Source organism: Bacillus sp. UMB0728 (assembly GCF_002858875.1).
GTDB lineage: Bacteria > Bacillota > Bacilli > Bacillales > Cytobacillaceae > Bacillus_AB > Bacillus_AB infantis.
Window position 1 is genome coordinate 477,797 of the sequence record NZ_PKLA01000002.1, and the last position, 10,259, is coordinate 488,055.

Annotated in this window: 6 protein-coding genes and 1 pseudogene; 6 read left to right on the forward strand and 1 reads right to left on the reverse strand. The window is 38.2% G+C overall.

Annotation, left to right across the window (positions count from 1 at the left end):
• Positions 1 to 25: 25 nt before the first annotated feature.
• The 5 genes from CYJ37_RS08170 (at position 26) to CYJ37_RS08190 (ending at position 7,221) form a co-directional block, all read left to right on the forward strand.
• Positions 26 to 2,050, forward strand: a complete 2,025-nt coding sequence (locus CYJ37_RS08170; RefSeq protein WP_180827278.1) for a WD40 repeat domain-containing protein — start codon at positions 26 to 28, stop codon at positions 2,048 to 2,050.
• Positions 2,051 to 2,378: 328 nt separating this feature from the next.
• Positions 2,379 to 4,967, forward strand: coding sequence for a hypothetical protein (locus CYJ37_RS08175; RefSeq protein ID WP_101548972.1), 2,589 nt, complete (start codon positions 2,379 to 2,381; stop codon positions 4,965 to 4,967).
• Positions 4,968 to 5,300: 333 nt separating this feature from the next.
• Positions 5,301 to 5,522, forward strand: a complete 222-nt coding sequence (locus CYJ37_RS08180; protein WP_101548974.1) for a hypothetical protein — start codon at positions 5,301 to 5,303, stop codon at positions 5,520 to 5,522.
• A 333-nt stretch (positions 5,523 to 5,855) separates the two neighbouring features.
• Positions 5,856 to 6,668 carry a hypothetical protein gene (locus tag CYJ37_RS08185; protein ID WP_101548976.1) on the forward strand — a complete coding sequence of 271 codons (813 nt, stop codon included), beginning with the start codon at positions 5,856 to 5,858 and terminating at the stop codon, positions 6,666 to 6,668.
• The gene (locus tag CYJ37_RS08190; RefSeq protein ID WP_101548978.1) at positions 6,655 to 7,221 is read left to right on the forward strand and encodes a hypothetical protein; all 567 of its coding nucleotides are present in this window, start codon (positions 6,655 to 6,657) and stop codon (positions 7,219 to 7,221) included. The genes CYJ37_RS08185 and CYJ37_RS08190 overlap by 14 nt, the downstream gene beginning before the upstream one ends.
• A gap of 277 nt (positions 7,222 to 7,498) precedes the next feature.
• Here the strand turns inward: CYJ37_RS08190 and CYJ37_RS08195 are convergent, their stop codons facing one another.
• Positions 7,499 to 8,368, reverse strand: coding sequence for a GIY-YIG nuclease family protein (locus tag CYJ37_RS08195; RefSeq protein WP_101548980.1), 870 nt, complete (start codon positions 8,366 to 8,368; stop codon positions 7,499 to 7,501).
• Between the two features lie 1,386 nt (positions 8,369 to 9,754).
• On the opposite strand from CYJ37_RS08195, the pseudogene CYJ37_RS27100 reads away from it, so the two are divergent.
• Positions 9,755 to 10,259 (forward strand): annotated as a pseudogene (locus tag CYJ37_RS27100) (hypothetical protein); the annotation flags it as partial.

Sequence of the window (10,259 nt, forward strand, 5' to 3'; positions counted from 1 at the left end):
AGAAAACCTTATCGATATTAGGGGAGTGAATTATAAATTGGTACCAAGGAAAATAATAATCAATATATTTATTGTTCTATCTGTTCTTATTATTATTTTGTTCCATATGGATTTTGCTAAGGCAAGAGTGGAGAATAATACGTCTCATGCTGAACTGCTTGGCCCAAAAGTCTTCCAAACCTCAGCCCTAACCGCCACGTCAGGCACCGACGATCTCGGAAACGACTACATGTATTTCGTCATGCACGGCACCCCATCAGCCCTGGCAGTTGTCGACCTAAACACAAATCAAACGGTAAACGTCTTCACTTTATCAAATTCTACAAGCGCATGGGGTTTAGATGTTGATGAAAAGGATATAGTATGGGTTGGCGGTACGACGGATGGAAATGTGTATAGCTACGATCCAAATACAAACGAGTTTGTCGATCACGGGGATATGCTGACGAATCCTAAGGATACGGCTATCCAAGACATTGATGTAGCAAATGGAAAGGTATTTGGTTCAACAGCCTATGGAGGGTCTGTTTTTTTATACGATTCTGAGACTGAAGATTTGAATAATTTTGGTCAGATTATGAGTAAGAAAGAATTTGCGAAATCCCTTGTCTATGATGAAGAAAATGATTCTCTTTATATAGGTGTAGGTTCAAAGGCAGAGCTGGTGAAGTATGGTCTTCAGACGAAAAAGAAGACGGCTTTTCTTCCGAGTGAGTATCAGGATGATAAGTACATAAGAGACCTGAAAATCCAGGATAATTATTTATTTGCCCGAATGGATCCATCGAATAGGCTAGTCATTTTTGACAAGAATACATTGGAAAAGATGGATGAGTTGGAGCTGAACTCCAGAACTGTCTCGAATGTCTTGGAAGATGAAATTTACTTTTCAAAAGATAATTCCTTCTATAAATACAATCTGATAACAAAAGAAATAACCGACCTTCAGGTGCCGCTGTTAAAAGGTACCGAACTGCTCAGTTTAGATTTTGTTGAATTGAATGACCAGGAGGTATATCCTGGCTTGACTTTAGTTGGCCAAATTGACAATGCCGGCAATATGTTCCGATATAACATCCAAACCGGTCATTATGAGATAACCATGCTTGATCTTCCGGCCCAGCCGGTCACACTGTATACCATGCTGGCCGATGAGAAAAAAGAGAATATCTTTATCAATGGGTATATGTCTGGCGGGTTGGCCATTTATAACACAAAAGACCATACATCAAAGCTATTCCAGGACATCAGCCAAATTGAGTCTATGTCCTTGATGGGAGATAAGCTGTATATTGGTGCATATCCAAATGCCCGTGTACTGGAGCTTGACCTAACGAAACCTTGGTCTGCCACAAATCCTCGGGAAATGATGAGGCTTGGCAACTTTGGGCAATCCAGGTCTACAGCGATAACAGCTATGCCGAAGTTGAACAAAGTTTTTGTCGGTACTTATCCGGAAACAAGTGTTGGCGGTGGCGCACTCGCGATTTACGACCTGAAAGAAAATAAATATGAGGTCTATGAAAATTATATCTACAATCAAAGTCTCGTTTCATTCGTCACTCATAATGGCTATGTATATGGAGGTACGTCCATACATGCTAATTATAAAGTGAATGAGCGAGGCGCCAGATTCTTCCGATTCCGTCCGGATAACCCTGAAAAATCGGAATACATTCACCTTCCAATGAACGCCAGCATGATTACAAGCCTGATGGTAGATAAGAATAATATCATCTGGGGAATGGCAGATGGGACATTGTTCTCGTATAATCCGGACACAAAAGAAATCAAGACCCAGCAGATCCTTGACCTGGTTTCCGGCCGCTTCCATAACGGAAAAATCATTGAAGGCCTTGATGGCTCCATTTATGGTACTGTCGAAGGCAAGCTCTTCAAAGCAGATCCTAAAACTCTGTACTATGAGGTTTTAAAAGAAGATGGAGCCTACGATTTAGTCCAGGATTTCAAGGGTGATCTCTATTTCCGCAATCAGGCAGACCTTTGGATGTATTCATTAAAGGAGCCCGAAGAGAACCAGAACAAATAGAGAATTGCAAAAAAATAATATTTGTTATAAAAAAACCCAGAAATTTTTCTTCTGGGTTTTTTTCTATATTAATAGAAGAAACTCGACAATTAGCTGTATTATATTTCCTTAATATCCATTTTAATATATCGTTGGAAAGAATTTATCATTTATCTAAATACTATAATGATTTACCATATTCTATGGAGAGGAAATACTAGATATTACCTCGACTTCTATTAAACTGTTAAAAGTTTAGAAACTTTATCCTAGGTATCTAGATTAAGGGGCTGCTTTTGACAACAACTGGTCAATTTTACACAATAATTTTATTAGGGGGCTTTTTCTCGTGAATAAGAAACACGCAATCAAGGTATTAAGCGCAACAGCTGTTGCAGCTACAGCATTTGTAGCAACTTCACCAGCAGATGCATCTGTACAATCTGATGCTCAAAAATTAGTAAACCAAGCTAAGAATGCTGGTACTGTTCTAAAGTGGGCTATCTCAACTGAAGGTTCTGCTGATGGCACGACTCGCCCATGGGCACAATACAATGCTGCTAAAGCTGCACGCGACAAAGCAGTTGCTGCTGTAAACAAGCTGCCTGCATCACAAAAAGCTGGCTACCTGGCTGACCTTGAAGCAAACGTGAACCTACATATCACTCGTGCTATGTACTATATCGATGCGATCACAGCCGGCGAAAAGATCAAAGCTAAGCAAGATGTTCTATCTGCTCAAATCGCTAAAGGCGCAATCAACGATGCAACTGAAACTGCATACCACGAGCTTTCAAAAGAAATCCGCAAGCAAGCAGTCCTTCTAGACCGCGTGTACGGAAAATCAACTCGCGATGAAATCCGCGGACAATACAAGCAAGCTGCAGAAGCAGTTCGCGACAGCGCTCTTTATGCTGTAACAGTGAAAATGGAGCTGGACCTAGCTGCAGATGCTCTTGAAAACAACAAGACAGCTGATGTAGAAAAGCACCTGGCTGAAGCTAACAAATATATCGGTAAAGTTCAAAACGCTGCAATGAAAGCAACTTTGTCTAAAGTCATTGACGAAATTGAAGCACAATTAACTCCAGCGGTTAAGTCTGTTAGTGCAGTCAACGCTAAGCAATTAGAAGTAACTTTCAACCAGCCGGTACTTGGCCAAGATGCTAATGTAACTAACGATGCAACTGACGCAGCTAACTATACATTAGGTGGCACACCTGCAAGCTCTGCAGTCCTTTCTGAAGATCAGCGTACAGTTACTGTAACTTTTGCTGGTGATGTAGAAGGTCAAGATCAAGTATTGGTAGTTAACCCTGTTGCTACTACTAAGAAAGATGCTAACGGTGCAGCTGTTACAACTGAAAAATTCAGTAAAGTATTCTCATACACAGATACTGTTAAGCCGCAAGTAACTGGTACTTCTTATGAAAACGGAACAATTGTTGTGACTTTCTCAGAAGAAATTGGCACTGAGCCAGCTGTTGTTCGAGTTAACGGAGTTCCTGTATCTGCTGATGACTATAAGATTAGCGATTCAGATGCTACAAAGATTGAAATCACTCATACTTTAGCTGCTGGTGCAACTGCATCCCTATATGTAGCTGGTGCTAAAGATACTTCAGTAGCAGAAAATGAAATGAGCTTATACAATGGTTCTGTCATCGCTCCATCTGCTGATGCATCAAAGCCATCAATCACATCTGTACAAGTTACTGGACAAAACACAGCGACAGTTACTTTAAGTGAAGCTATCAATCAAACAAATGTAACAGCTAAGCTTCAAAAAGGTGCTGCTCAATCAGATGTCACTCTAGTTAAAGACACTGCTGACACAACTGGAAAAACTTACACTCTAACAGTAGACTTAAATGGAGATACTGCTGGAGATGGCATCTTCTCTGGTAATTCTACTAGCGAAACATTCACGCTTTACGTAGCTGCTGGTGCTATGACTGATGCTACTGCGAATGCAAATGAACTATTCAGCACAAGCGTTACATTCAATAAAGATGTTACAGGTCCAGTTTTAACAACATCAAATGTAACTACTGATAACAAAAAGTTTGACTTCAAATTCAACGAGAACCTAACTGTAGCTGGTTCTACTGCAGATATTACTGTTAGAAACTCTGAAGGAGTTAAAATTGCTGCAGATGCTGAAACTGCTTTGAAGTCTGGAGACACAACTGTATACCAAGTTGACATTAAAAATGGTGATGTTGCATTTGACGCTGGTACTTACACAGTAACAATCCCAGCAGGTTACTTCACTGATGTTTATGGTAACCAATCTGCTGCTGTAACTTCTACATTCACTGTAGGAACTCCATCAAACGCAGATACAACTAAGCCAGTTGCTACAGTTACTAACGTTGTTGGTACAGCAAATGCTTTCCAAGTGGCTTATGGTGAGGAAGTTACTTCTTCAGCTCTAAACCTTGGTAGCTACAAGCTTGATGGCGCAGCATTACCAGCAGGTACTGATATTTACTTCACAAGCGCTGCAAAGACTACGGTACAAATTGTACTTCCGGAAAATTCTATCAACATTGGCAACCAGACAACTGGTGCAAGTGCGATCCTGAATGTTTCTGGAGTTGCTGACGTAGCTGGAAATGTTGTTAACTCAACAAACACTGCAGTAACAGTTAAAGACAATACAGCTGCTGCGATTACTAACGTTCAGGTTATTGGACAAGATGTATATGTAACATTTAACGAAGCTGTTACTGTTGGTGAGGATGTAGATGCAAATAACGCATTTAACATTACAGTTTCTAACGCTGTAGCTGAAGCTGGTAACCTTTCTGCAGTAGCCGGAAATGCTAAGCAAGTTAAATTTACACTAGAAACAGCTCCTGCAACTAACCCAGTAGTAACAGTAAAAGCTGCTCAAACAGTTTTAACTGATGCTAACGGATACCAAGTAAAATAATTTAATGAATGGAAAAGAAGGGCGTCTGGATACCGATGCCCTTCTTTTTTTATTGAAAATAGAACGCTGATTAAACCTTGTGTTTCGAAAAAGTGCCATTATGGTAGGCTCATATTATACTTTCGATAATTCTTCGTTAAAGCAAAATAAGATCAGTCAAAATTCTGCTGGTCTTTTTTTCATGTGGTATTTTTGTTAATTAACTATTAGGCTGGTGGATTTCCCAGCAAATAGGTCGATTGACTAAAAGTTGAGCAAGTTACTGTAAAAATTTTCTAGAATGTTGTATATTATTTAAGCATGGAAAATAACCTGCCGGAAGGAGTCTTAACAATGGATACAATAAAAATTTTGCGGAGTTTCTCTATTAATCATCTTCCAAGTGAACATGAATTTACCTTTAATAGAGGAGAGGTGTATACAATAGATTATGTAGAGGGAGACGAAGTAACAATCCTCATAGATGACCCTGAGGATATCTGGGAAGGTAGAGTTAGTATTCCGGCAGCTTTTGAAGATTATTTTGAGTATGTAGAAGCAGATGAAGATTTTTAAAAACAAAAGACGCTCACCTTAATGGTGGGCATTTTAGATTAACGAACAGATTTTGAAATCACCAATTTATAAGGGGCTAATAAGAAAAAGGAAGGTTGGTTGGTGAAAAATTCCTTACTGGATCCAATCTAGTACTAGTGTTGGTTAAAGTCATAGGTCCTAGGTAAAAAAATTAATACTGTCCGCAATTTTGGTCATAAAACAAGTCGAATCCGCTTTACGCGGTCCTGGAGATGAAAATGTGTCCCTTGCAGTTACATCGAAAACAAAATATAAAAAAAGAGCGGTCGAAAAAATTTGTAATCTGTATTAATAATAGGCAGGTGAGAGCTATTGTTTGCAGCGGAGTTAAATGGAAAGATACCTTCTGCATTACAAAATTATGAGGATATATTGACTTCATCAGTAATTGGTCCGTTTCAATATTTGTCTTCCCATACATATTTTCAAAAGGTCTTAGAGACATGTGTAAACATTAGCGGTCAGCAAATGACTTTTGGATCACCTATTAATGAATGTCGTTTTGTTTTTTGGCCAAAGTTAGAGAATTCAGAACCGGATTTACTTATTAAAGTGAAAACCGAAAGTGGTTCTGAGATTTTGATATGTATAGAAGCGAAATACTGGTCGGATAAATCGAGTCATGAGGATCAATTAACGGATATTCACGAAAGGACCAGTGGCCAACGTGATCAATTAGCACGGGAAATAGAGGATATTCACAAAAATAACTGCATGCGTTATTTAAATATAGACAAAAATAAAATGAATAATGTTGTTTTAATATACCTAACGAACCATACATCCTTTCCAAGAGAAGAAGTCCTTGAGAGTATTCTCCATGTAAATGGTGTCCAATTTCGAAAAGAACAACTTTACTGGGTTACTTGGAGAGAAATACATAATTCAATAAGTAAGATAAAGAGCTTTCTAACGGTACAGGACTCGAAGCTTTTAAACGACCTTAAAACACTATTAGAAAAGAAAGGTCTTCAGAGTTTTAATGGATTTCTACACAATATTGAAAGAGTATCAGGAATAATTGACACTTATAATACAACATTAGCTTCATATTCATGGACATATCAGAGGGATACTAGAAAGTTAAATTGGTACTATGGAGGCAATCAAAGTGGAGAAAAATAATTCAATCATTAACTCTATTATTAATGTAAGACATCTTATTAATAATTCAATTCTTATGTTAAGAGATTTTGATGCAGCTCTTTCAAAGCACGGTTTCCAACCCCTGAATGGAAACGCCTTAGGAACCGAAACTAGCAAAAATATAAATCAATCTATGTCTCAATACTCAACCTTTTTCCCCCAGTACATAGCAAGACAATACGGACTAGCAGAAGAAGTTAACGCTAAGAATGTTAGTAAGATATTATTTATTAATATACAGTTCTTTCACGGAGATTATGAAGTGATACCCCCTACTTTAATTAATAGTGTGATGATCTTCCCAGAACCTATTGAAGCTGTAAAAACATATATCGATAATTGGTGGCTGAAATATACTGTGTTCGAAGATAAAGGTTGGGATAAAGTATTAAAGAGTGGTGAACTTAATAAAGACATTGATGAAGAAGGCATAAAGACATTGTACTGGTGCCGTGATCTGCTATCTATTAATGGTCAAAAGGATCTTCTGGAAGAGGCTGAGAGACTGATAAATGTTTTCTTAGATGTATAAGAAATACAAAAAATTAAAAAGGAAGAGAAACGCCTGCTTTGCTGAAAATCAATTAATAGCTTACGTGGCTGATTCATTATAATGCTACAGTCTTTTAGTCTGCCAGTATGAAATATTATACTGAGTAAAGCTGGAAAGCTGATTAATTACTCGTTGTATTCTCTAATGGTTCAATACAATTATTCGTATACTACCACATGATGGAACTATACTTTCTAGTAAAATAAAAAAAGCGGCACAGGATTAATGAGACCCTCTGCCACTTGCTTGATTTAGATTAATTCAAATTAAGTCCATAAGCCCGTGTACCAAGCTTTCGTTTATAAAGTGTTTCGCGTGTTATAACCTCATTCAAAGTCATAGAAGCGGGAAGTGTCTCAAGCAGTGAGTACTGAAAGCGGGCAACGGAATCAGTGTCATTTTGGATGTGTGCTAAAAGCTTCAGGTTACCGCCATCAGGCGATTTTGCATAGCTTTCAAAACGCCCTAGGATTCCCCGTTTCCCATAGGCGGATCCAATATATTGTTCTCCTGTTCCAGTGTCTAAAATGACATACACTCCGCTAACAGCTGAAAGCATTTTATGCCAATCACTGTGAGCATCCCTATGTTCAATCATTCTCTTTAATTCCTCATAGGACAAAAAGAAATCTAAGTATCCTGGAAAATGACCAACATAGCCTTTGGGAAGCAACTGAACGACTTCCTTAGGAGTACCATGAAAGTTTTGAATCCAGTTAATTGCACCACCGCTCCATTGAATGACAAGTCTGTCTTCTAACTCCTGGAATTCTTTCATTCTTCTAAGTTTGTAATAAAAACGCCTTTTAGGTTTATAAATCGAATAAAACAAGAAGTCTTCGGGAAGTGGCGGGAGCATGTCCACATTATTATTCTTTGCTTCTATTATCTCCAATACCTCGTATACGCCAATAAATACAGCTTGATTCTTGTCAATTCCAAGAAAGGAGACGAGGTACTTGCAATTGTGAAAATCCGGACCTTCCTGATAACTTTGGTAAATGTCAAATTGTCCGTTTTTATACAGGAGAGGTAGATCATATCCTCGCTTTTCGTCTTTATGGCGTGCGATTTTAATCTTAGCTTTGGTATCCAGACCATAATGTTCTAATAATGTCTTTAACATGTCTACCCCCGTAAATGCAATTTCTTCGTTAAGGCGTATTCACAATTATGGAAGTCTTTATAAGTTGCTTTGAACTTTTTTAGTGCATTAAAAAATGCTATTTAATAATGAAAACAGATATAAAAACCTGCAAACAGTACACACAAAAAAATGAACCAATTTGAATCTGCAAAGCCTTTTTTAGTAGATGTCACCAAATAAACCTCTCTATTCCTATAGTGCTATTATTATTATAATGAAAATAATGGAATTTTTCAAAGTGATTGAGAGGCAGATAAAAAGATTATGTCTAAAAAACATTTCCCCTCACACCGATGTTCCCTATAAAAAAGATGATTCCTTTAAAGTAGTTTACATGATTTACAGTCGTCGAAATCCTAAAGATATAGGCCAAGTCCCTTTTGGCTTTACACCCTCAAGTATAAGTAAGTGCTATTGAAAGGGACTGCCGAAAGGGTACACCTAAGCGTACCATTAGCGAGATTTATAAAAATAGTTAATTGTGAGGTCTGATTATGTCTGCCATGTTTGATACCAGTGTTTGTCAAGGGATGGCCAGGCAGTGTTATTAAAATTACCATTGGCAAATTGCGGCTCAGATTTACTCTTTGTAGTAATCCTGCAGTGCTATTATTTTATGCTTATTTGCCGGTAAAAAGACGGTGAAAGGTGTCCGAGAGTTGGCGGCAATTTGTCCATGAGACGGGATGTAAATCTGTTGGCGTATCCTGGAAAATTCCTTGGCGGACAGTTGTGTAGAATGGCAAAGGTGGTATGATCTCTTAGCTGTATCCACCTGGAAATAGCATGAGATTGATGTATTCTTACCGGCCGAGACTAACTAAAATATTACCAAAAGAAATGTGAAAGTATTAAGTTATTGTTTAAATTGGTAGGGAAGCAAATGACTGCTTCCCTCATTTAGGGCAGTAACTCCACCGTTTCAGGACTATAGTACCGTGTATTTCTGAATAAAGTAGAACAACATTAACATTATAGTATTGACTATGATTAATTTGGTACTATTATCATACTTTTTTATCCCTAGCCCTATCATTTAACTTAACTATATATTATTATAATATTGGCACATTGTAATTATATGTAAAATAAGATAAAAAGATTATATGTAATATCCATCCTGCTTATATATATAGAGCGTAAAACTAGAGCAACTATAAAAGAATAGCTGAAAAATAAATGGACAACAACTCAAATCCATTTAACATTTAGAAAATTTAAGTAACAAACACTTTAACTGTGGCAATTAAATATTGAAAGTGGGGGAAGGTGAAAGTGCGATTTGCACAAGTAGTCTTCCCCATTGGTGGTGTAGGGGAAAACCCTTTACATAATATAAAGAGAATCTGAGGGGGAATTTATTTCATGAGGATGAAACGCTCACAAACATTCGCGGTTAAAAAAGCACGGAGGGCATCTATGTTCCGCAAAGCAATTCTAACAGGAGCATTTGGTTTTGCACTAATGGCAACTGCTGGTGTAGCATCTGCCGATGCAATAGACCAATCTACGGGTGAGCAAACAGGTACTGAGGTAACAACTCAACCTGCCACAGAAGGTGCATCTGATGAAACAACTGGCAATGAAGTAACTGCCCCTGAACAAACTCCTGCACTTGAACAAAATCTTGATGAAGGAACTGAAGAAGAAGAAACTTCTGACGACGGTGCATCTGACGAAGGAACTGTTGAAGAGCCAACAACTAGTGGCGATGATGAAGGTACTGTCGAAGAACCACCTGCTGACGGAGACAATGGTGAAGGCGGCACTGTAGAACCACCTGCTGACGGAGGCAATGGTGAAGGCGGCACTGAAGAACCACCTGCAACTGGTGGCGATAATGAAGGTACTGTCGAAGAACCACCTGCTG

Coding starts and splice junctions, on each gene's coding strand:
- CYJ37_RS08180 (WP_101548974.1), top strand. CDS start 5,301: ATGGATACAATAAAAATTTTGCGGAGTTTCTCTATTAATCATCTTCCA.
- CYJ37_RS08195 (WP_101548980.1), bottom strand. CDS start 8,368: ATGTTAAAGACATTATTAGAACATTATGGTCTGGATACCAAAGCTAAG.